Here is a 21,394-nt window from a genome sequence, read left to right as displayed (position 1 = left end):
GGAACTGGGAACTGGGAACTGGGAACTGGGAACTGGGAACTGGGAACTGGGAACTGGGAACTGGGAACTGGGAACTGGGAACTGGGAACTGGGAACTGGGAAAAAGTTTTCTAAATACCCAATCAGCAATCACCAATGCCCAATCACCAATGCCCAATCACCAATGCCCAATCACCAATGCCCAATCACCAATGCCCAATCACCAATGCCCAATCACCAATCCCCAATCACCAATCACCAATCACCAATCCCCAATCACCAGTCCCCAATCACCAGTACCCAATCCCCAATAAAGCTATGTCAACAAATAAACCCCGTGATGTTCAAGTTTATCCAATAGCGACAGATACAAGAATACTGCGATCGCGCAGTTGGTCAAGGCTCAGATTTGAAATTGAATATGCCCTTGCTAAGGGTACAACAGCTAATTCTTATTTAATCGAAAGCGATAAAACTGCCATCATTGACCCTCCAGGGGAAACGTTTACAGAAATTTATTTAGAAGCGTTGCAGCAGCGTTTTCATCTGGAAGACTTAGATTATATAATTTTGGGACACATAAATCCTAACCGCGCTACAACTTTAAAAGCTTTATTAGAAATTGCTCCGCAAATCACCTTTGTCTGTTCTAATCCAGGGGCGATAAATTTGCGGACTGCGCTGGAAAATCCAGATTTGAAAATTCTGGTGATGCGGGGCGAAGAAACCCTAGATTTGGGTAACGGACATAATTTAGAATTTATTCCCACCCCTAACCCCCGCTATGCAGATCAACTTTGCACCTACGATCCGCAAACAGAAATTCTCTACACAGATAAGTTATTTGGGGCGCATGTTTGCGGAGATCAAGTATTTGATGAAGGCTGGGAAGTATATAACGAAGATCGGCGCTATTATTTTGATTGCCTCATGGCTCCCCACGCCCGTCAAGTAGAAACAGCGTTGGATAAACTAGCCGATTTTCCCGTGAGAATGTATGCTACAGGACACGGGCCTTTAGTGCGCTATGGCTTAATCGAATTGACCAAGGCATATCGAGAATGGAGTCAACAGCAAACATCTGCTGACTTGACAGTGGCGTTAATTTATGCATCAGCTTATGGAAATACAGCCACATTAGCCCAAGCGATCGCTCGTGGGATTACAAAAGCTGGCGTTGCTGTAGAATCGATTAACTGCGAATTTACCGAACCAGAAGAAATTCGGGCGGCTGTGGAAAAAGCCGGCGGTTTCATCATCGGTTCTCCAACTCTCGGCGGTCATGCACCTACACCGGTGCAAACAGCTTTAGGAATTGTGTTATCCACCGCGACTAATAATAAACTTACTGGTGTTTTTGGTTCCTTTGGCTGGAGTGGGGAAGCCGTTGATTTAATTGAAGGTAAATTAAAAGATGCTGGTTATCGGTTTGGTTTTGATACCATCCGCGTAAAATTCAAACCCGACGATGCCACCTTACAATTGTGTGAAGAAGCTGGAACTGACTTTGCCCAAGCATTGAAAAAAGCTAGAAAAGTGCGATCGCCAAGTCAACCTGCTACGACTGTAGAACAAGCAGTTGGGCGCATTGTCGGTTCTCTGTGCGTTCTGACTGCCAAAGAAGGCGATCGCTCCAGTGCTATGTTAGCCTCTTGGGTGTCTCAAGCTAGCTTTAATCCGCCTGGTTTAACCATAGCCGTAGCTAAAGAACGCGCAGTAGAAACACTGACGCATACAGGCAATAAATTTGTCCTTAATATTCTTAAAGAAGGCAATCATTTGGGATTAATGAAGCACTTCCTCAAACCCTTCGGCCCAGGACAAGACCGATTTGCTGATGTCGCCGCAGAAGTTGCTGAAAACGGTTCTGCTATACTTAGCGATGCCTTAGCATATCTGGAATGTTCCGTGCAGAACCGGATCGAATCTGGCGACCATTGGCTGGTTTATGCGATCGTCGAGAATGGCAAATTGTTAGATAATGATGGCATCACAGCCGTCCATCATCGCAAGTCGGCAACTCATTATTAATCAACTTTGCATAGCTAATCGGATACGATCTGGTCATGGAGTTCGAGTAGCATAAATCAAAAGCAACCACAAATATAAGAAAGGCTCAAGCATTTCTGCCTGAGCCTTTTCTAGATTCAACTAAATGACTTTCGCTTATTTAGCTTAGTAGCGGCCACCGCCACCACCACCACCACGGTTGTAGCCGCCGCCGCCACCGCCGCGATTACCACCACCACCACCACCACCAAAGGAACCACCTCTGTCTTCTCTGGGCTTGGCCTTATTCACTTTAAGGTCACGACCCAGCCATTCAGCACCATCAAGGGCTTCAATGGCTTTGGTTTCTTCATCTTCTGAACTCATTTCCACGAAAGCAAAGCCGCGTAAACGACCTGTTTCACGGTCAGTAGGAAGCTGAACGCGCTTTACAGCACCATATTCTGCAAAAACAGCACTCAGCGCATCTTGTGTAACTTCATAGGAGAGGTTACCAACGTAAATTGACATTAAATGTCTCCAAAATCATAAGTTTGTAGAGATTTAGATTTCGGAGAGAAGTCTGTAATACCAAAAGGAAAAAGCCTGTCAATACTAAAATCAAACACTGTCGCCGAATTAATTCTCATTTCACTTCTAATGATTGCATGGTAATTCACTTTTAGGGAGGAAGTTTGATAAAATGTTATAAAAAGTTATATTGCCATTTAAGAGCTAGGTACTGTGTAGCTCTTAAATGGGTGAAGCTATAGCCGCCAGCCACAGCCACCCAATAAACTAAGGAATGCAAACTTAATAACCTGCAATTCTGATTGAACGGAGAATGGTGCCGTACTATCCTTGGGAGCATCCCAATTTGGCAAAAATATCAAAAATATATAGAACTGACGCAAAAACCCTTTTAAATCTTCTTCCTTTTGTGTCCTTTGCGGTTCGTTTTTTATCCTCCGGGATAACCCTCTTATGTCACTTTCCGGGTATTCTTAATAAAACAATAAAGATAGGAATCATATACTATTTTTAGTTAATAGGCAAATCGCGGAGGAAGTAAAAGCGATCGCTATTCCAATCACTGCCTTTTCTGCGTCCTAAATAGCCTGTTAAGGGTGAAGAAAATTCTATCAGTAAATCGTGAACTGCTTCATCAGTTAGCCTGGGGTTATGAGTAGCATTGTAATGAACACGAATTTCTGTAACAGTAAAACTCTGATGTGTAGTTTTTGAACTTTCGTTATCTTGTTCAGACAGTTCTTTCACTACTGTGATAATCTGCGATCGCAATTTAATCTCTCTCTCAGCTTTATCAATATATTCATCAATTTTATAGTCAATTTGTCCAGGTTGTAGATATTGCTTTAATTCGACTAAGTTAATAGCACCTGGATATTTTACTTGCAATTCAACTAGCTTTTGTAGGCTCATTACATTTATAATGCTGGTTTTAGATATTTCAGCAGATTCTTTCAGATTTTTAGTCGGTTTACCTGGGCCAATAATCAACCTTACAGCTTGAAGATAATTTTCTTTTAGATGCCTTTTGCCAATCCTATCTAATTCTTCTACTGCACGATCGGGAATGCTTTTACCTGCTTTACATTCGCAAACAAGAGGATAAGGTTGTGAGCAAAATAAGTCTAAGCCACCTGCACCACCTTTGTAGTTTTCTTCAACCTTGAATCCTAGAAAATCAAGGCTACGGCGTGCGATGATTTCAAAATCTGTACCAGCTTGATAGTTGCTTTTACCCTCATCTTTTTCGATACTGCGATCGCCTAATTTTGCAATATCATTTATCCAAGCTAAATTTGCATCGGGTTGCTTAATAATCAGCTTGTCACTACTCCAACCCAAAAACGCTTTGATATCGTCGTCTAATTGTTTAGCTGCTGGTTGGCTAATGGTTAGGGATGCGATCGCACTCTGCAATTCTTCTAATTCAGGGTGTAGTGGGGGTTCTAGCTTTTCTAACTGGTGTTTGCGTTGGGCGAAAGTGCGATCGTTTAATACTGGCGTTGTTTCGGAAACCGTTAGAGAATTAGGTAAACTAACAAATTTTCCTAGCTTTTCCTGAATGTTGGGATTTACTGATATTTCTTGTAACTGAGGTAACTGATAGACACGCAAGTAAGCCAGGAAAAGATATTGTTGTTTTTGTAGTATCTCCTTTAATAATTTTGGTGTCCATATTGTTAATTTAGACAAAATATCTAATGGTTTAGTCTCGTCTAAAATTTGGCAAAGTTCACATTTAGCCCAAGCTTTAATTGAAGCTGAAGAATCAGCAGGATAAAGTGCAAATCTTTGCCCAGGACGAATAAACATCTTGGGTAAAGCTGCAATTGTTCGCCCCTGTATTAAAGCTTCAATATCAAGGACGGGTAGACATAGTGCTGTTGGAATTGAAAACTGCTGATTCATTTATAGTTAGCTATAGATTTAGTTCGATGTAATCGGCAGTAGCAACGCTTTGAGGAATACTAATAGGTAATCCATCATCAGTTAAATTAGTAGGTTCTTGTCCAGAAGGATCGCTGATAATTTCTCGAATCAAAGGATTGTTTATTGCTAGTTGGTTTTGCTCAATGAATTCAAATATCTGTTCCTCTGTTAGTTCGTAACTTTCACGGTTATAGTAAACGAATAATATCGCCAACAGAAGTTTAATGTCTTGGCTTTGCAAGCCCACCCATTCTCCACCCTTTTCTTTCAACAGTATTCTCAAACGCTCTTTAGCTAATGCTGCACCTGGATTAATATTCTTTGAGCGAACTAGGCAACCGCGAGTTAGGTCAAACTTGTTGTAATCAATTAATCGATTCAATGCAGCACCTATATACCTGCCGTCTTGCTGAACTACAGCTACTCCAATCCTTACTTTCCAATCATTACCGATAATTTTGAAATTTATATATCCCTCGTCTGCCGCACTAGCTTCTATATCTTCAATCTCTTCAATTTTAACTCCCTCTAAAGTTTCTCCTATTAAGCTATTGAAAGCTAGCCAAAGAGCATCACCAATACTGTTTTGGTCTTCCATTAATGAATCAATAGAAGCTTCAACATTTGCTAACTCACTATTAAAGTATGAATGAACCGGATGAATTTGTGGCTTATCAATAATAGGGACATTAGGTACAAAATTCTCTGCACACCATTTTAAAACTGACCTAACGGTAGGTCTGCTTTTACCAAGCTCTCTGAGTTTTATTTCATCAAATGGATAGAGAGTATGAGGCGGGGTTTGTTGATGTTCCTTATAAAAATCTTGTAACCATTGACTAACTAAAGCAACGATATCATCAGAATTAAGAAAGCTTAATTTTATAGGCTGTCTGTCAGCTTGATCGCTTACTAATCTATCTATAACTGCTTCAGCTTCTGGTAAAGCCTTGATTTGGTCTTCCCAGGTACGAGGATACATTGCTAACAGTAGAACACCTTGTTTAAGACTGTTATATAAATCCTTAACTAAACTTGCAATAACTTGTGCCGCTAAAAATCCATTATCAGCAGCATCTGCAATATCTAATTCGTCAAAACAAATCACTGGAACTCGATAATAGCTAGTTATATCTAGAATTTGACGCACAGTGCTTAATGCTTCAGCTTCTCTATCCTCGCTTTTAGGATTTGGCAACCCCATTTCTTCAGCTTGTGATTGTGCTAATTCCAAACCAGATAACCAATAGCTTGCATAATTAATATGGACTGGAGAAAGTGTCCACAAAATTGCTTTCACTATATAAGGATTGGTTATTTCAGGCTTTACTTTCAGAACACTTTCTGTCAAATTAACTATCGCTTTAGTTGAGTGTTGACTCAACCAACCTGGATACATATTAATATACTGTTGTGGTGTATATTCCCACTGTTTGGCTTCGTTAATTAAAGCTGCTGCAATTTCCTGCCATTGCATGACTTTTTGACTACCAAAAGCTCTGAGACTAGATGCGACACTTTGCAGAAACAGAGACTTAATTTGATTCAAATTATCATACTTACTGATATAGATAAATAAGCTACCATCGCCTGTCTGTAATCGGTGGCGAATCCGACTAATAATATGGCTTTTACCTAACCCTTTTTCTGCTGTAATTGTGATACCTACAGTTTCACGTTTTCCTTTACGGACTTTATCAACAGCATCAAAAACTGCATTGGACGCATGAGCGTTAATCAAAGGAACATCAGGAAAACTCTTACCCCAGATTTGTTGCGGTCTGACGACAATATGCCCTGCAAATGGATTTTGATTTTTAATTAGATCATCAATGGTAGATGTGGTGACAGTCATAGTGTTGTGAAGTTAATGTGTGAAGAGTCAAATAAGGTTTAAGGTTTCAGGCGTGTGGCGTAGCAGCGTAATCCATCTAATTCTGTAGCTACCGAATCTTCAATTTTGTCGGGTGCGCTGTCTTCTACGCTCCCTCCTTGCAGTTGCAAAATGTCGTCGGCTTGTGTTTCTAGCAGCCAGTCATTAAACTCTGTACGACTCACGCGATCGCCAATTCCTCTTCTGATACGATAAATTGGCACTAAATTATTAAAGTTGTACTCATAGTTCAACTTGTCGTAGACTTCCAACGCCACTAATTTAAACTCGTCGTAAGATGCGATTCCTTCGGAAAGCTTGGCTAACGCACTCTTCCCATTAACTGGTACATCTGCACTAACTACCGAAACATCAATCTGACTAATCCACTTCACCAAAGCATTCGCCGCCCAGGTTCCGACAATCGTCCCTTCAAACTTAAACTCGCCACTCCTCAAACCCTCACCCAATACCTCTAAACCTTTGGGAGATGTCAGAGAATATCCCTTTTTAGAGATTGCGATCGCACCCTGATTCTGCAATTCTTCAAACGAACCCTGATAATCTGCTACCTTCTGGCTTTTCGATACAATTCGCTTAGTGAGTTGACCCTTCTTAACTTCCTGTTGCGTTCCTCCCAAATCCCACAAAGCCAAAAGAAGACGAGTGCTAATTTGGGCTGTATTTTTTGATGTCATATTGAGTGTATTTTTTGACAAAGGTCAGCATAGTAACTGTATCTTTTTAATTTATTTACCCAGAAAAAATAACCGAGAAATTGCTGAACATTGCGACGTTTCAGCTAAATTTGGTTAATCAAAAATCAACAATATATTTCCTTCGGATGAATGCAGTTTCTGTCAAAGGCAGGATGGAAGACTTGAGAAAATCAACGATGATAAAATTTAAACGCTGTAGCTGGTGCAGTTACAAATCGAGTGGTACATGTTTTTCCGATCGCAGGCGAAATAACAGGAATTCCAACTTGGTTTCTGCAACAGCAAGGCTCTTAGCAAATAAAGGTGATAACGAAATCCGATGAATACAATATATAAAGAACGTAAAATAGTTTCGCGTCTATTCGCAGTGCTGCTTTCGGCATTGCTAATGGTACCCTTGCTGAGTAGCTGCGGAGGCGGTTCCCAAAAAGCCTCAGTTCCACCACCTGTTGATGATAGTGTTGGTAGAACAGTAAGCGATCGCAACACAAACCAACCCGAAGCTAAGAAGGGATTGGGTACAGGGCAAAAAGTTGCGCTTTTGGCAGGTGCTGCGGGACTTTATTACCTATACAACCAGCATAAAAATGCTTCACAAGAAGGAGCGCAAGGTAAATACTATCTTTCCAAGAATGGGCGTGTATACTACCGTGATGCTGAACATCGCGCTCATTGGGTAACAGCACCATCAGAAGGAATTCGAGTACCAGAATCTGAAGCACAAAAGTATCGGCAATTCCAAGGCTATAACCGGAGCGCCACAGGTCGCGATCTCACTGGTATAACTTCAGAGGCAGCTCCGGCACTCTAGACTAGCGAAGCGTGTGTAAATAAGAAAGCGGGTTTCCCGGAGGATAACGCCGATCGCGCACGTCGGAAACACGAACTTAAATCAGGAGACAGATTATGGTAGATGAATTTTTCCGAAAGGCGAAAGATTTGCTTTTGGGATCGAACGGCGATCAAGCTGAAGAAGATGCCAAATTGCGCGACCGCAATGTCCGTCCAGCCAGCGAAGACCCCTACGGCGACCCCGCAGATCCGGCATCTTATGGCAACGTTACCCCAGCCAGTCAAGACCCCTACGGCGACCCCGCAGATGTCGCGTCTTACGGCAACGCTCGCCCAGCTAGCGAAGACCCTTACGGCGATCCCGCAGACCAAGGTGAGTTTGGCAACGTTCGCCCAGCCAGCGAAGACCCCTACGGCGACCCCGCAGATCAGGATTCCCGCCGCTAACGCCAAACTAATCTTATGGTGTTGCTTTTCATAGGGCGATAAATTTTGGAATAACAAATAAGGCAGTGGGTTCAAATCCTCCTGCCTTTTCTTTTTGTTGATATTTCAAACTTAATTAACCCATTACAATCATCACCGAAGAATCCGAGAACTTGCATCTTAAATTAGGAATTATTTGCTCACTTATTGTTATCCAAAATTTCCTGCGATCGCTCAATATTTTGACGCACAGATTGAGCCGAAGTATAGACTTCTCGCACAATTCTCGTTGTACGAGTCCCTAAACCCCTCCTCGCTTGCGGGGAGGGGAGACAAAGCACAGCTTTGGCGGGGTGGGGTTCTTATTTGTGATTTATATTAAGAGGTCTATTAGTTTGTCAAACCCATTTTGACGGTTGTAGAGACGGCGATTTATCGCGTCTCTACAGAAAATTTATTCGTCAATTATAGCGCTTCCTAATCACATGAGGTAGGTAATAGCCCCCTCATCGCGTGCGGGGAGGGGGTTGGGGGTGGGGTTCAGTACCTAATCAACTGATAACCGCTATATTTATTGACAGACTACTATTCTGACTCCTGAATTCTTTTCTATTATTTAAACTCTTCTAGTTGATCTACACGTAACCAAACGTTTGGTGTCGGCACTTTCCCGAACTTAATCAGGGCGTAATCACCTTTGACATCTAGAATTTCGCCCTTGGTTTCAAACAAATAAGAAGGAAAGCGAGGATCACTGGCTTTTGCTTCCAGACTGTTTTCCAGTTTCTCGCGGATCGCGCGAACCATATCTCCCTTTTTAACTGCCATAAATCCCCTCTCAAATTTATAGATTGTTTTATCTGCATTTTAGCCTGCCTCCGGCTTCCCTCTCCTTACTAAGGAGAGGGATTGAGGGTGAGGTTTGATCTTATATTTAATTACGCCTACCTACTTAATCGCGTCTCCCAACTCCCCCCAGCGTTTGACACTGTGGGCAAAAATGACTAGAGCGCCCAGCTAACCTGATCCGTTGAATTGATGTACCACAAACTCGACAGGGTTCTCCAGCGCGGTTATAAACCCAGGCAACACCACCATAATTGCCGTTGACACCTTTAACACTTAAGAAGTTACTAAAAGTTGTACCGCCAGCCTGAATACTGGTTTCTAAGACTTGAATTATGGCTTTTCGCAAACGCTCAATTTGCTTTAGCTGTAAATCTATACACAAAGTTTCAGGTAAAATTCCACTCTTAAACAGGGCTTCATCGGCATAAATATTTCCTAATCCCGCCACCACCGACTGATCCAGTAGCGCAGTCTTAATCGGACGACGACGGTTTTTAAGTTTGCTTGCTAGATATTCAACAGTGAATTCCGGTGAAAATGGATCTGCTGCCAGTCTTGCCAAACCAGTCATAATACTTTCTACAGCAACACCTGGCGGAACCCACCAAATTTTACCGAAGGTGCGCTGATCGACAAAACGCAATTCCTGCCGATCCCCAAAGAATAATCTCACCCGCGTGTGCTTATGTAATGGTTCATCTCGATGCACCCATAGTAGTTGACCGGTCATTCGCAGATGAACCCCTAGCCAACTGGTTGATAAAGGGGAAGAAAGTTCGGCGAGGAGATATTTACCACGACGATGCCAAGTAGCTATTGTATTCTGGTTAATTCCATCAACAAACTCACCTACAGAAAACGGGTAGGCGATGGTGCGATTGAGCAGCACATCTCCACCCGTAATTTTTTGGTTAAGGGTTAACTGATTTAGACCCTTTCGGACTGTTTCAACTTCAGGCAGTTCAGGCATTCAAACTGATTAAGCAGACAATTTTGATGTACTTGGGGGTTCAATAAAGAAGAGATGGGGTAGTAACTTACATAGCCGTAGATGGCTAGTTATTATTACCCAAGAGAAACCGTAAATACCCGCAGGGCGGCTCTCATAGATTAGGGTAGGCTAGGATGAAGAATGAATGAACTGAAATTTCAGACTTCATACTTCAGACTTAAGACTACCCTTCATCATCGCATCAAATAACCCACTTGTAGCTTTGCTGCTATTTTTTAGCTGGTTTAGCCTTTGGTGCTTCAACCTCGACTAATTCATCCTGGGCAAAGTTGTTGGTATTGATACCAGAGTAATTGACCTTTTCAAAACGGACAATTACAGGGTATTTGATGCCGCTTTGGTCAATGGAAGCCACAGTTCCTAAATCCTGAAACCAGTAGGATTCAGGGCGGAGAATACGTACTTTAGAACCACGTTGAACCATGATTATTTTCCCTTTTAGTTATCAATCGCCAATCTAGAGGGCTAATTGATTTCACTCTACAACCTGAAGGTCGCGGCAAGAGTCTTTGTTAAGTTATTTATCTGAATTTGGTATGGCGCATTGGTCAATGGACATTGAATATTAGTTATTCATATCTCTCTCATCTCGGCCACCCCATACCATATACCAAATTTAAAACTGTATTAGACCCTACTTGACAAGGTAGCAATTCTAGCTTACCTTCATTGCGAAACAGTATTTTTGCACAAACTTATGTTTTACTCAATATGAACACGCTCCCCTCGTTACCTCTGCCGATCCGCAGATCGTTATCTATATAAGTGATATCTAACCAGCCTTGCTGTCGATCGCTATTTATAGCAACATCAATTGCCGGAAATTTTCTACCTTCTTCAATTTGTTGGATAAAAGTTACCGGAGAATTGTATTCTATTAAACGTTGTAAGCCGATAATAGACCGCTCAAATTTTACTTGGACACGTTGACCGGAAACTGGCTCAAATTTAGCAGCAATGCTGACTAATCCTTCCAAATAAGGTAAGCCATAAATCTCAGCTATGTTGTAAACACTGGTAGTCTCTACCCGGATACACTGATAGATTTGACCTAGTTTGCAAAAAGGTAGACGATCTAAATTTAAAAGAGCCTTGCTATTGGTGTATAGTAATCGCCAATTGCCATCTAGCAAATTACCAGCTTCCACCGGACGGGGTGTAGGATTAAAGTTTTCTAAATTGGCGATCGCTGCTAAGATAGCCTGTTTCTGGGCTTCAGTCGCCAGTAGACCGCGATTAGTACCAGCGATCGCATCCATGAGAGCCGCTTTTCCCATCATCGCCTAGTCACCTCTAAAATCACTCACTTTCCATCAGCATAAACAAGATATTCATCACATATATGGAGAACCATAAAATTACTAAGAATCGCTTGACTTAAGCCTAAATAAAAAATTTCTATCTGAATGCGGATTTATCAACCAAAGGGTTGAAAAGATAACTAAATTGATCCGTGTCAAGTGATAGACTCTAAATGTCAACTTACGTAAACCTTTTCTTGTCTTCTTTGATATGTTGAACTCTCCATTACGTGAAGAACTCCGTAACCAGCGAGCCCATGTCATCCCCATCAAGCCAGAGTCCTCTTTATTAGATTGGTTAGAAAATAAGGGTCGGATAATAACACGTGACGTTCACGAACCGGATTTTCAAGATGGCGAAGAAGAAATAAACTCCTTAATGGGTGGAGAAGATGGAATTGGCTACGACCTTGATGATGATGATGACGATATAGGAATCGCCGAGGATTAGCCTTTTCAGGCTAGGGACTTGGTAGTATCCCTAGCTATTTGTATTCAATTTAATAAGTGTGGAGTGAAGGGAAACTTCTGTGGACGCTAAATTATCTCCTGAGCAAGGACTAAATATTTCTGGAATTGTGCTAGCCTCTCTGTTAGCTATTGGTCTAGGTACAACAGCATTTTTCTTAGATTTGATGGCCAACAGGCTACCTTGGCAAAGTATGTCGTTAACCCTGCCACTGCTGTTGTGTGCCCTGGGTTCAGGTGCTGTGGGCTATTGGGTAATACCTTTACTTCAAGCCCTCAAAACTGGACAAATAATCCGCGAAGATGGGCCCCAGGCTCATTTAAAAAAGGCAGGTACGCCCACAATGGGGGGTATATTTTTTATCCCTGTAGGTGTGATAATTGCTTGCATCTTGTCTAACTTCGCTACAGATGTCCTTGCAGTTTCGGCATTGACAATTAGCTACGGATTGATTGGCTGGCTCGACGATTGGCAAATTCTCCGCCGGAAATCAAATAAAGGTATATCTCCCCGAACGAAACTCGCTTTGCAAGTAGGTTTTGCAGCAGTGTTTTGTCTATGGCTGATGTTTAATCAACCTTCTAATATTACAGATATTGCTTTACCTTGGGTAGGCTTCACACTACCATTAGGATTTCTATTTTGGCCTTTAGCAGGTTTTGTGCTAGTTGCAGAGAGTAATGCGACTAATTTAACAGATGGGATTGATGGCTTGGCAGCAGGAACAGTAGCGATCGCACTTTTGGCATTAGGTGCCTTAATTGCACCCACAGCACCTGGATTGATGGTTTTCTGTGCGGCTTTAAGTGGTGGGTGTTTAGGTTTCTTAGCTCATAATCGTAATCCAGCCCGCGTTTTCATGGGAGATACCGGTTCCCTCGCCCTGGGAGGAGCATTAGCTGCTGTAGCGCTATTGACAAACACCTTAGTAGCTCTGTTTATTCTCAGTGGTATCTTCTTCGTAGAAACTCTTTCGGTGATGGCACAGGTAAGTTATTACAAAGCCACGAAAGGCCCCGATGGCAAAGGCAAACGCCTGTTCAAAATGGCACCCTTACACCATCATTTAGAACTCACTGGCTGGTCAGAATTGCAAGTAGTTGGAGTATTTTATATAATCGCGGCTATTTTAGCTACCATCTGTTTAATGTAGACGCAGCCCAACCCAGGCATTGCTCCATTCTGAATCAAATTATGTTTTGAGAAAATAGTCGAAGACCAAAAAACTACTCCCACCTCTTCAGGGAGTTGTTTTTTATACGGGAAAATGGATTATCTATAAACCTACCTTGTAGAGATGTGAAACTGGACTGGGCTTTATCCCGCTACGCTGAAGCGTCTCTACATTCTATTTTTCTATTTCACCATTTGCAGTTTCAGGAATTACAAATTATTTTAATTGCACCTATTTACATACTCAATGACCCGATTCTTGCCTGTTCGCTTTGCCTCAAGCATCGCTTGATTTGCCCGATTCAGAAAATCCGTAACCGTAATTCCTGGTTCTGAGACAGCTATTCCAAAAGAAGCGGTAATGCCTTGAAGAATCCGATCGCCGTCCTTCAATTGCATTTGTTCAACATCTAGCCTTAGTTTTTCTACTCGCTTCCTGAGCGTTTCCAGCGTCATATTAGGCGTTACAATCACAAATTCTTCACCACCCCATCTACAAGGAATATCAAAAGAGCGAATAGATTTTAATAGCAGTTTTGCTAATCCCCGAATAACAATATTGGCAGTCAAATGCCCATAGCGCGAGTTATATGCCTTAAAGTTATCGATATCAAGGAAAATAACACTAAGAGGTTGTCCAGACCGTTCAGCCTCCGCTAGCCTTTGTTCGAGTATGGTTTCCATATAGCTTTGATTGAATAGTTGGGTCATTCCATCCCGCAAATTATCATAAGCTAGACGTTTTTTTATCGATAGATTATTCAGTGCAAAGCCTAATGTTCTAGCAATAATCTCAGTAATTTGTTGATCTTCTGGACTGATTTCTTCAAGAGCATAGAGGTGTAGAATCCCAACTACTTCGCCTTGTCCAAACAATGGGAAGCACAAATGTGCGCCATTAACAGGCTGTATTAAGTGGCTGCACATCAGTCCTGAGTTACAAGGCGATAAGAGGTTTAATTTCCCTCTTCGCAATGCCCAGCATTGAGATATTGAAAATATTTCTTTACTGCTTTTTTCATCTCCCCAAGAACTATTCATCTGAACATAATTCTTGGAATTAGCAATTATATAGACACAACCACTCATGCTAGGAAACAGCTTGGAACAGGTTAAAGCAACAACTTGATACACCTCATCTTCAGAGTCGCAGCAATAAAGCATATCGGCCATATCTGAGAGATATATAAGTTCGCGTTTTTTTGCCTCTAATTTCAGTGTTCTTTCTTCTAGCTGCCGATTTAGATCGGTGAGCGATCGCTGTGCTTCTATAGATTCTGTAATATCGATACTGATCCCACCGATGCGGCGATCGCCCGTTGCGCCATCGCTAAAGGGAAACTTAAAGGATAGCCAGTAACATGGTTGATTATTACCAGGTACTTTTACCTCTTCAATCAGCCTCAAGGGGCGTAGAGTCTTCAAAACGACTCGATCGTTTTCCATTACCCGCCGCCCTTCTTCTGGATCTGGCAAAAATTCACTATCAATTTTCCCCAACCATTCTTGTGAATCTACCGAAAATCTAGACTGTAGCTCCTGGTTATAGTAGAGGATTCTAGATTGCTCATCTTTGATATAGGCTCCAAAGGGGCCTTGATCTAGGAATAGCCGTTGCATCTGCTGGCTGCGTTGAAGTTCGCGCGTATCTTCTTGATATTTGGCGATCGCCTCTAAAATTTGATAAGCGGTTGGTATTAGGCACAGTAATACACATAATGAGACAAATGCCATTACATCAAGTACGCCCAAGTACAACAGCGACACTGCCGAATCTGGCTCAAAGACCGCCAAAAGGTGATGCAATCCGCAAAATATTACGAATCCACCTGATAATAAAAACGCTAGCCAAAACTTAGAAGGGATAGTTGCTTTGGTTTTGGCAAAGAAAATCCCTACTAATATAGGGATGCCAAAGTATGAAAATGCAGTGATGCCGTGAGCAATTATGCAATTCCAGTAAATAGGCTCCATTGCTGACCTGATATTAACATTTCATCCGTTTGTACTATAATTCTGGGTTGTCTCAAGATGTAAGCGTAGAAAGGATGATTTCAGTACTTTATTCCTTAATTTTACGTAGCTTCCTAAAAGGCTACTCATCTCAATCCCTTATATAGCTGACTTACCAAGTGAGTAAGTTCCGGCACAATTAGTTTTTCCATCGCCAGTTGCACAGCATTACTGGAACCAGGAAGCGAGAAGATTAATTTATCTTGATAAATACCAGCAACAGCGCGAGAAGCGATCGCCCGCGAACCAATTTCTTGATAACTTAAAAAACGAAATAACTCACCAAACCCTGGCAAAGTTTTCTCCAATAACTTCTCAATGGCATCATAAGTGGTATCTCTTGGTGCAATACCTGTACCACCATTAAAAATTACAGCATCCAAATTTGAACTTTTACCCAGATGTTCTATTTGCTCTTGAATTTGTGTTGGTTCATCTTTAATAATCGTGTAAGCTCCAACAGCATAGTTAGCACCAATGAGTAACTGCTGAATTAGCTGGCCACTTTTGTCTGTTTCGGGCGTGCGTGTATCACTGACAGTAATCACAGCACAAGTTACCGTAATCCCAGGTAAATCTGGATGGGGCTGTTGTGTCATGGGTTAAGCTTTGAACTTTTGATAATGGACAATTGGGCACGGAGAATAGCGCATTCTACATGAAAAAATTACCTATGCCCTGTGCCCTGTGCCCTATGCTCTATTTTCCAGCTTTGCTGAGTCCGAGATCGTTTTCTTCAGCATACCGTTCCATGAAGCGCATAAAACGCTCCCATTCTTGGGCAGACTTCATTACGTAAAGGGCTTCTAATGCTTCCGGTTTCCCGTTGATAAATTTCGCCTTAACTTCACGGGTAATTATCTCTCCTTCTTCGTCAATCAAGTACATTCCCGTAATGTCTTCGGTGCTGCCTTGATCTAAAATCTTCGGATTGGTAAAAATAAATGTCGCTGTACCACTGTCACCAGTGCGCGATCGCGTCAAGCGCACCTCTGGAGTTACTTCTTCGTCAAGACCTTTAGAAAACTGGATTTTCGCCATGATCAATGAATTTAAACTTTTGTGATGGTTAATTTAATATTCTCTCATCAATTAGAACACCACGGTCTAGAGGCTACTGTTATTCATCTTTTTAGTGTATATACTGAAATTGCTTATTTTTACAGTAATAAATTTTATTTTTTTGGTCTAGCTATCAAGTCGTCAGGACAAGGTAGCTTCTTGATAAAAAGGTAAAATTGGCACATGTTGACGATGAACTGAATAAAATTAAGTTTGCATTGCAATCATCAGACCTATGTAAATATACAGTTATTTGCCGCATGAAAAAGAGGATTTTCTAACCTAGAAAACAAGAAAAACAGATATATCCAGCTAATTGGTGTTTATTTATACTATTTCAAATTTTTGTAGTCGTTATACTCATAGCTTAGGTTCTACCTGGGAATTAGGAAGTGGCTTTGCCACTTCTTTTTATTTATCTAGTAGCCCAGTAAAAAATAAATTAAAAGTTAAAAGTAATTTGTTGAACTTTTAACTTTTACTAGTTGTTATCTCAATGTCTGTTTAATTGACCATCAAATAATTAGCCTGTTAAGTTATGGCTTTGTAACCTCCAGGCAATTTTACAGAATTCTGATCATATATACATGATATTAGTCATTATTCATTTTATCTTGCCATCTTTCGCGCTTGAGCTTGCTCTCCACATCGTGCAATCGCGCATCTTGCCAAGTTCCCCAAATTAGGGATTGTTGTTTTTCAACATGGTTAATAAACTGCACGATTGACTGATCTGCTTTGATGGGAGTTCTCAAATCAAACTGAATTGTTTGGAGAATTTTGATGTCACCCATGAGAAAGTACTTAGCTGCAATCTTAGTTAGCCATAGTACAACTCGATTGCATAACCAACCAAAAATTCCTTTACGTTTTTTAGTCATCAACAGAACTTGACCTTCAGTTTTTCCCCCTTCGTAGAGGCGAACTGCAACCATCATGTGGACATGGAAGAAATCAGGGCCAATTGTCACAATGCCAATGCTACCGTACCAATAGCAAATACTGTAAGTTATGACATTTTTGTAGAAAAGACGGATGAGCTTAATCAAGAAGAAATTGTCTTTGATCGGTGTAGTATTACTGAAGATAATCGCATTCTCGTTCAGTTCATCTCTTTCAAAAATAATTTCTAGTGGCAATTTGTGAACTGTATTGAGGTGTTGAGCATCAATCGCATTAATCATCACCACATTGGGGTGACAGTTCAGCAAGAAGTGAGAATGGATGGCGACATCACACTCTTTTTGTTCCAATTCTGGTATAAAAGGCAGGGGTTGTTGTGGGATTTCTCCAGTCCAAACCCAAATCATGCCGTACTTTTCAGCAGTAGGCCAAGTTTGTAACTTTAGAGAAGGCGGTGTATCTAAACATGGGATATCAATACACATCCCCTCTGTATCAAACTTCCAGTGATGGAAAAAACAACGGAGTGCATTACCTTCAACTTTGCCTTCAGCAAGGTGAGCGCCCATGTGGGGACAGTAGGCATCAAAGGTAGCTAATCTTTTGTCTTTACCACGGTAAATTACTAGTTGTCTACCCAAAATCTTGACGGGTTTTACTTCACCCACCCGCAGATTATGAGAGGGTATTACCCAATACCATCCCTCAACAAAACGCTCTGGATTATTAAAATTTTTAGGTCGACGGGTTGAGCTAAAAGTCTGCGAGTTGAGATTCATTTTTATAGTTTCACTTGAGGTGAAGCATTTGATCTAGAAGTAACATGAAAACTTTTAAAAAACAGTTACTTTCAGTACCAGGAAAAACAGCTACCTGATAAATAGATAAAAATCAATAGTCAAAATCTCAACTAAATTCTATGAATATTCTTAAAATAATGACCCCCTAACATAAGCTTATGTAAACTAGTATCCATTTCTAATAGATATTAAGAAAATCGAAGATTAGTAAATTTTTTTTTGATAAAAACTTAAAATACTGATGCCAATTTTTCGCTAAACGCTCAAATGACTTAATAGCTACTAAAGTATAGGACTCATATTTTATTTTTGAACAAAATTAGGTATTGTAGGGTGTGTTAGAACGCAGTTCGTAACGCACTATTATCGAAGATTTGGTGCGTTACGCTGTCGCTAACACAGCCTACGTATCCTTTCATAAATCAAATCATATTTTTCTATGTGATAATAGTTGCAAGAGTTGGGAAAATCTGCCGTGTTAACTCAGAATGAAAAACTGCTTTTAATTGGTCAGGTAACAGATATAAGCGGAATCCCTATCAGGACAATTCGCTATTACGAGAGTTTAGGTTTACTCAAGTCCTCAAGACGAACATCGGGAGGCTTCCGCCAGTTTTCATTGGATGTGCTGACTCGTCTAGCCTTTATTAAAAGGGCACAAAATCTTGGTCTTAGTCTAGAGGAGATTGGAAATATTCTTCAGGTCTACGATCAAGGACAAGCTCCTTGTGGTGAAATTAAAGAAAAGCTTGAAGACAAGCTCTTGCACATCGATCGCCAAATCGATCAATTGTTAACTTTACGTTCTGAAATAAAGGGATTACTTTCAGGCTGGAAAAATACCAGCGATCGCTATGAAGATACAATTTGTCCTATTATTCAAAACACCCCTGTTAGCGGATAGCTATGGTTTAGCCCGTCCTAAGTGTTAAAAAGTAAAAATAGAATGACATCAGGACTCAGGACTTTTATAGAGGAGAAACCACCATAACTCCAATCCAATCAAGGCTAAACCAGCGATCGCAACACCAACTTTCAAGCCCAAAGGTTGCTCAATGCGTTGAAATTGGCTGGTTTGCTCTGATGAATGGGCTGGCATTTCTGCGAATACTACACCTGATGTTCCAGCGATCAGCACTAAAGCTGTCAGGCTTCCCCAAAGCATTTTTTTACTGAACATTTCCTAAATCACCCTGCAATTATGAGATAGCTTTTGGTTGAAAGTTACGTAATCTGAGGGCATTGCTAACAACAGATAGCGAAGAAAGAGCCATCGCCGCCCCGGCGATAATTGGATTGAGTAACCAACCAAAAATCGGGAACAAAATTCCCGCCGCAATGGGAATACCAATGATGTTGTAAATAAAGGCAAAGAAGAGATTTTGTTTGATATTGTTGATTGTGGCGTGGCTAAGTTGAATTGCTGTGACAATTCCTTGCAAATCTCCAGAAATTAGGGTGATATCGCTAGCTGCGATCGCTACATCTGTTCCCGTACCAATAGCAATTCCCACATCAGCCTGTGCTAGCGCTGGCGCATCATTTATCCCATCACCTACCATTGCGACAATTGAGTGCTGAGTTTTGAGTGAGAATTTACGAGAATTCTCTCCCTTTACTCCTCTGCTCCTCTGCCCCTCTGCCCCTCTGCCCTTCTCCTCCCCTTGCAAAGATTGGATAATCGCCGCTTTCTGATCTGGACGTACTTCGGCAAAAATTCGCTCAATGCCAACTTGTCTTGCGATCGCATCAGCAGTTTTACGATTATCTCCAGTAAGCATTACTACTTCTAAACCTAACTTCTGTAAGACTTTCACCACTGCTGCTGATGAAGGTTTGAGGGCATCGGCAATACCCATTATTCCTTGTAGTTCGCCATCTACTGCAATCAAAATGACTGTTTTACCAGCAGTTTCCCAAGCATCTTTATATTGCTGGAGACTTATGGTGTTAATTCCAAGTTCTGTTAACCAGCGTTGTGTACCAATTTGCACAAGCTGATTTGCAACAACTGCTTGCACGCCACTACCTGCATTAGCTGCAAAGTTCTTTGCATCTATTAAACTCACTTCTTGAGACTGGGCGTATTTTACAACCGCATCAGCTAAAGGATGCTCAGAATTGCGTTCTACCGTTGCTGCTAATTGTAAAAGCTGGATTTCATTACCATTAGCTGTGCCGTTGACAGTTACAAAATCTGTAACTGTGGGTTTACCCTGAGTCAAAGTCCCGGTTTTATCCAGAACGATAGTTTGAATTTTGTGTGCTAGTTCTAAGCTGTCAGCACCTTTAATCAAAATGCCATTTTCTGCACCTTTGCCCGTCCCCACCATTACAGATGTGGGGGTAGCTAAACCCAAAGCACAGGGACAAGCGATAATCAGTACACCCACCGTTGTGATTGTGGCTAGGGTGAGGTTGCCAGTGAAATTAAACCAAATGACGAAAGTAGCGATCGCGATCGCAATCACAGCTGGTACAAACCATCCTGTCACTCGATCTGCCAAGCGCTGAATTGGTGCTTTAGAACCTTGTGCTTGTTGCACTAGTTTGACAATTTGAGCCAAAAATGTATCATTTCCAACTCGTGTCACCCGAAACTGAAACGCACCCGCACCGTTAATTGTCGCCCCAATTACCTCATCTCCTGGCTGCTTTTTGACTGGCAAACTTTCACCAGTCACCATCGCTTCATCTACAGTCGAAGCACCTGCAATCACTTCGCCATCTACCGGAATCTTTTCACCAGGACGCACTAAAATCACATCGTTGATTCTGACTTCGGCGATGGGAACATCAATTTCTCTACCATCACGGATAACTCTGGCATCTCTGGCTTGCAATCCGATCAGTTTGCGGATAGCTTCAGAAGTTTCTCCCCTAGCGCGATTTTCTAACAACCGCCCCAACAAAATTAAGGTAATGACGATCGCGGCAACTTCATAATAAACATGAGGTATCAAGCCCTGAGCAATAAAAAATTTCGGGAAAACAGTGACAAACAAAGAATATAGATAGGCTGCACTTGTACCCAAAGCAATCAGCGTGTCCATCGTCGCCGTATGGCGCTTGAGAGATTTCCAGCCAGTGCGGTAAAAAGATCCACCACACCAAAAGATGACAGGTGTTGTCAGCACTAATTGTACCCAAGGATTTTGCAGGAAGCTGGGAATTAAGGGGAAGTTCAGCCCAGTCATCATGGGCAAGGAACCCAAAAATAGGAAAATGCTGATTATACCTCCTACCATTACCTTGAGGGAGAGTTTGCGTTGTAATGCTTGTCTACTTGCAATCTCGGCATCATCTTCTTCAGAGAGCAATTCTTTTTGGAGTGAGTCAGAAGAGTATCCCGCAGATGCGATCGCAGTTTGAATTTTCTCTAAACTTGCTAGAGAGCGATCGTACTTGATAGTGGCTTGTTCTGCTCCAAAGTTAACGTTGCAGTCAATCACCCCAGAAACAGAGCGAATTGCCTTTTCGATGTTGTTAGCGCAACCAGCGCAACTCATGCCTCGAAGTTTGAGTGTGAGAGTATCCATGCTGGGGACTGGGGGTTGGGGACTGGGGACTGGGA

At 41.6% G+C, this 21,394-nt stretch carries 20 protein-coding genes and 1 pseudogene; 7 read left to right on the top strand and 14 right to left on the bottom strand.

The genetic code is table 11. The features are described from left to right. Both V7K55_RS26580 and V7K55_RS26575 read left to right on the top strand, forming a co-directional pair. A pseudogene (locus V7K55_RS26580) lies at positions 1 to 293 on the top strand (hypothetical protein); the annotation flags it as partial. A gap of 4 nt (positions 294 to 297) precedes the next feature. Further along, positions 298 to 2,010: a diflavin flavoprotein gene (locus tag V7K55_RS26575; RefSeq protein WP_334836216.1), complete on the top strand. Its 1,713-nt coding sequence runs from the start codon at positions 298 to 300 to the stop codon at positions 2,008 to 2,010. 144 nt (positions 2,011 to 2,154) lie between these two features. On the opposite strand, the gene V7K55_RS26570 is transcribed toward V7K55_RS26575, so the two are convergent. The 4 genes from V7K55_RS26570 to V7K55_RS26555 all read right to left on the bottom strand — a co-directional run bounded on the left by V7K55_RS26570 (position 2,155) and on the right by V7K55_RS26555 (position 6,999). Further along, positions 2,155 to 2,499, bottom strand: a complete 345-nt coding sequence (locus tag V7K55_RS26570; protein WP_334836214.1) for an RNA recognition motif domain-containing protein — start codon at positions 2,497 to 2,499, stop codon at positions 2,155 to 2,157. Between the two features lie 510 nt (positions 2,500 to 3,009). Continuing rightward, positions 3,010 to 4,407, bottom strand: a complete 1,398-nt coding sequence (locus V7K55_RS26565; RefSeq protein WP_334836212.1) for a DUF1802 family protein — start codon at positions 4,405 to 4,407, stop codon at positions 3,010 to 3,012. Between the two features lie 10 nt (positions 4,408 to 4,417). Further along, positions 4,418 to 6,283, bottom strand: coding sequence for a hypothetical protein (locus V7K55_RS26560; protein ID WP_334836210.1), 1,866 nt, complete (start codon positions 6,281 to 6,283; stop codon positions 4,418 to 4,420). A gap of 38 nt (positions 6,284 to 6,321) precedes the next feature. Continuing rightward, positions 6,322 to 6,999: a hypothetical protein gene (locus V7K55_RS26555; RefSeq protein WP_334836208.1), complete on the bottom strand. Its 678-nt coding sequence runs from the start codon at positions 6,997 to 6,999 to the stop codon at positions 6,322 to 6,324. Positions 7,000 to 7,339: 340 nt separating this feature from the next. Here V7K55_RS26555 and V7K55_RS26550 point away from each other — a divergent pair, with 340 nt between their 5' ends. Together V7K55_RS26550 and V7K55_RS26545 are read left to right on the top strand one after the other, a co-directional pair. Continuing rightward, the gene (locus tag V7K55_RS26550; RefSeq protein WP_334836206.1) at positions 7,340 to 7,831 is read left to right on the top strand and encodes a hypothetical protein; all 492 of its coding nucleotides are present in this window, start codon (positions 7,340 to 7,342) and stop codon (positions 7,829 to 7,831) included. Positions 7,832 to 7,926: 95 nt separating this feature from the next. Further along, positions 7,927 to 8,259, top strand: coding sequence for a translation initiation factor (locus V7K55_RS26545; RefSeq protein ID WP_334836204.1), 333 nt, complete (start codon positions 7,927 to 7,929; stop codon positions 8,257 to 8,259). Between the two features lie 591 nt (positions 8,260 to 8,850). Here V7K55_RS26545 and V7K55_RS26540 read toward each other — a convergent pair. The 4 genes from V7K55_RS26540 to V7K55_RS26525 form a co-directional block, all read right to left on the bottom strand. Further along, positions 8,851 to 9,066 carry an NAD(P)H-quinone oxidoreductase subunit O gene (locus V7K55_RS26540; protein ID WP_334836202.1) on the bottom strand — a complete coding sequence of 72 codons (216 nt, stop codon included), beginning with the start codon at positions 9,064 to 9,066 and terminating at the stop codon, positions 8,851 to 8,853. A 124-nt stretch (positions 9,067 to 9,190) separates the two neighbouring features. Beyond that, positions 9,191 to 10,057, bottom strand: a complete 867-nt coding sequence (locus V7K55_RS26535; protein WP_334836200.1) for a DNA-formamidopyrimidine glycosylase — start codon at positions 10,055 to 10,057, stop codon at positions 9,191 to 9,193. A 250-nt stretch (positions 10,058 to 10,307) separates the two neighbouring features. Continuing rightward, the gene (locus V7K55_RS26530; protein ID WP_012410286.1) at positions 10,308 to 10,523 is read right to left on the bottom strand and encodes a photosystem I reaction center subunit IV; all 216 of its coding nucleotides are present in this window, start codon (positions 10,521 to 10,523) and stop codon (positions 10,308 to 10,310) included. A gap of 271 nt (positions 10,524 to 10,794) precedes the next feature. After that, a complete protein-coding gene (locus V7K55_RS26525; protein ID WP_334714518.1) occupies positions 10,795 to 11,379 on the bottom strand; it encodes a PAP/fibrillin family protein in 585 nt (194 codons plus the stop codon). A gap of 232 nt (positions 11,380 to 11,611) precedes the next feature. Between V7K55_RS26525 and V7K55_RS26520 the strand changes: the two genes are divergently transcribed. Continuing rightward, entirely contained in the window at positions 11,612 to 11,851 is a 240-nt protein-coding gene (locus V7K55_RS26520) for a DUF3134 domain-containing protein (protein ID WP_334836196.1), read from the top strand. A 79-nt stretch (positions 11,852 to 11,930) separates the two neighbouring features. Continuing rightward, the gene (gene mraY, locus V7K55_RS26515) at positions 11,931 to 13,022 is read left to right on the top strand and encodes a phospho-N-acetylmuramoyl-pentapeptide-transferase (RefSeq protein WP_334836194.1); all 1,092 of its coding nucleotides are present in this window, start codon (positions 11,931 to 11,933) and stop codon (positions 13,020 to 13,022) included. A 242-nt stretch (positions 13,023 to 13,264) separates the two neighbouring features. Here the strand turns inward: mraY and V7K55_RS26510 are convergent, their stop codons facing one another. The 4 genes from V7K55_RS26510 to V7K55_RS26495 all read right to left on the bottom strand — a co-directional run bounded on the left by V7K55_RS26510 (position 13,265) and on the right by V7K55_RS26495 (position 17,799). Beyond that, a complete protein-coding gene (locus tag V7K55_RS26510) occupies positions 13,265 to 15,016 on the bottom strand; it encodes a diguanylate cyclase (RefSeq protein WP_334836192.1) in 1,752 nt (583 codons plus the stop codon). Positions 15,017 to 15,141: 125 nt separating this feature from the next. Then, positions 15,142 to 15,654 carry a MogA/MoaB family molybdenum cofactor biosynthesis protein gene (locus V7K55_RS26505; protein ID WP_334836190.1) on the bottom strand — a complete coding sequence of 171 codons (513 nt, stop codon included), beginning with the start codon at positions 15,652 to 15,654 and terminating at the stop codon, positions 15,142 to 15,144. Between the two features lie 100 nt (positions 15,655 to 15,754). Beyond that, positions 15,755 to 16,096, bottom strand: coding sequence for a photosystem II reaction center protein Psb28 (gene psb28 / locus V7K55_RS26500; protein WP_334836188.1), 342 nt, complete (start codon positions 16,094 to 16,096; stop codon positions 15,755 to 15,757). Between the two features lie 614 nt (positions 16,097 to 16,710). Further along, positions 16,711 to 17,799 (bottom strand): aromatic ring-hydroxylating dioxygenase subunit alpha, encoded by a 1,089-nt coding sequence (locus V7K55_RS26495; RefSeq protein WP_334836186.1) that lies wholly within the window; start codon positions 17,797 to 17,799, stop codon positions 16,711 to 16,713. A 496-nt stretch (positions 17,800 to 18,295) separates the two neighbouring features. On the opposite strand from V7K55_RS26495, the gene V7K55_RS26490 reads away from it, so the two are divergent. Continuing rightward, positions 18,296 to 18,724, top strand: coding sequence for a heavy metal-responsive transcriptional regulator (locus V7K55_RS26490; protein ID WP_334836183.1), 429 nt, complete (start codon positions 18,296 to 18,298; stop codon positions 18,722 to 18,724). Between the two features lie 48 nt (positions 18,725 to 18,772). Here the strand turns inward: V7K55_RS26490 and V7K55_RS26485 are convergent, their stop codons facing one another. Both V7K55_RS26485 and V7K55_RS26480 read right to left on the bottom strand, forming a co-directional pair. Continuing rightward, a complete protein-coding gene (locus V7K55_RS26485; RefSeq protein WP_334836181.1) occupies positions 18,773 to 19,000 on the bottom strand; it encodes a hypothetical protein in 228 nt (75 codons plus the stop codon). Positions 19,001 to 19,019: 19 nt separating this feature from the next. Beyond that, the gene (locus tag V7K55_RS26480) at positions 19,020 to 21,359 is read right to left on the bottom strand and encodes a heavy metal translocating P-type ATPase (RefSeq protein ID WP_334836179.1); all 2,340 of its coding nucleotides are present in this window, start codon (positions 21,357 to 21,359) and stop codon (positions 19,020 to 19,022) included. Between the last annotated feature and the right edge of the window lie 35 nt (positions 21,360 to 21,394).

Origin of the sequence: Nostoc sp., from assembly GCF_036919895.1 — a bacterium.
Taxonomy (GTDB): domain Bacteria; phylum Cyanobacteriota; class Cyanobacteriia; order Cyanobacteriales; family Nostocaceae; genus Nostoc.
This window is presented reverse-complemented; position numbering and strand designations above follow the sequence as displayed.

What these genes read in the sequence shown, in the direction of transcription:
- V7K55_RS26535 (WP_334836200.1), bottom strand. Translation starts at nt 10,057, where the DNA reads ATGCCTGAACTGCCTGAAGTTGAAACAGTCCGAAAGGGTCTAAATCAG.
- V7K55_RS26560 (WP_334836210.1), bottom strand. Translation starts at nt 6,283, where the DNA reads ATGACTGTCACCACATCTACCATTGATGATCTAATTAAAAATCAAAAT.
- V7K55_RS26485 (WP_334836181.1), bottom strand. Translation starts at nt 19,000, where the DNA reads ATGTTCAGTAAAAAAATGCTTTGGGGAAGCCTGACAGCTTTAGTGCTG.
- V7K55_RS26550 (WP_334836206.1), top strand. Translation starts at nt 7,340, where the DNA reads ATGAATACAATATATAAAGAACGTAAAATAGTTTCGCGTCTATTCGCA.
- V7K55_RS26570 (WP_334836214.1), bottom strand. Translation starts at nt 2,499, where the DNA reads ATGTCAATTTACGTTGGTAACCTCTCCTATGAAGTTACACAAGATGCG.
- V7K55_RS26520 (WP_334836196.1), top strand. Translation starts at nt 11,612, where the DNA reads ATGTTGAACTCTCCATTACGTGAAGAACTCCGTAACCAGCGAGCCCAT.
- V7K55_RS26525 (WP_334714518.1), bottom strand. Translation starts at nt 11,379, where the DNA reads ATGATGGGAAAAGCGGCTCTCATGGATGCGATCGCTGGTACTAATCGC.
- V7K55_RS26575 (WP_334836216.1), top strand. Translation starts at nt 298, where the DNA reads ATGTCAACAAATAAACCCCGTGATGTTCAAGTTTATCCAATAGCGACA.
- V7K55_RS26540 (WP_334836202.1), bottom strand. Translation starts at nt 9,066, where the DNA reads ATGGCAGTTAAAAAGGGAGATATGGTTCGCGCGATCCGCGAGAAACTG.
- V7K55_RS26565 (WP_334836212.1), bottom strand. Translation starts at nt 4,407, where the DNA reads ATGAATCAGCAGTTTTCAATTCCAACAGCACTATGTCTACCCGTCCTT.
- V7K55_RS26505 (WP_334836190.1), bottom strand. Translation starts at nt 15,654, where the DNA reads ATGACACAACAGCCCCATCCAGATTTACCTGGGATTACGGTAACTTGT.
- V7K55_RS26555 (WP_334836208.1), bottom strand. Translation starts at nt 6,999, where the DNA reads ATGACATCAAAAAATACAGCCCAAATTAGCACTCGTCTTCTTTTGGCT.
- V7K55_RS26495 (WP_334836186.1), bottom strand. Translation starts at nt 17,799, where the DNA reads ATGAATCTCAACTCGCAGACTTTTAGCTCAACCCGTCGACCTAAAAAT.
- V7K55_RS26480 (WP_334836179.1), bottom strand. Translation starts at nt 21,359, where the DNA reads ATGGATACTCTCACACTCAAACTTCGAGGCATGAGTTGCGCTGGTTGC.
- V7K55_RS26510 (WP_334836192.1), bottom strand. Translation starts at nt 15,016, where the DNA reads ATGGAGCCTATTTACTGGAATTGCATAATTGCTCACGGCATCACTGCA.
- V7K55_RS26545 (WP_334836204.1), top strand. Translation starts at nt 7,927, where the DNA reads ATGGTAGATGAATTTTTCCGAAAGGCGAAAGATTTGCTTTTGGGATCG.
- psb28 (WP_334836188.1), bottom strand. Translation starts at nt 16,096, where the DNA reads ATGGCGAAAATCCAGTTTTCTAAAGGTCTTGACGAAGAAGTAACTCCA.
- V7K55_RS26530 (WP_012410286.1), bottom strand. Translation starts at nt 10,523, where the DNA reads ATGGTTCAACGTGGTTCTAAAGTACGTATTCTCCGCCCTGAATCCTAC.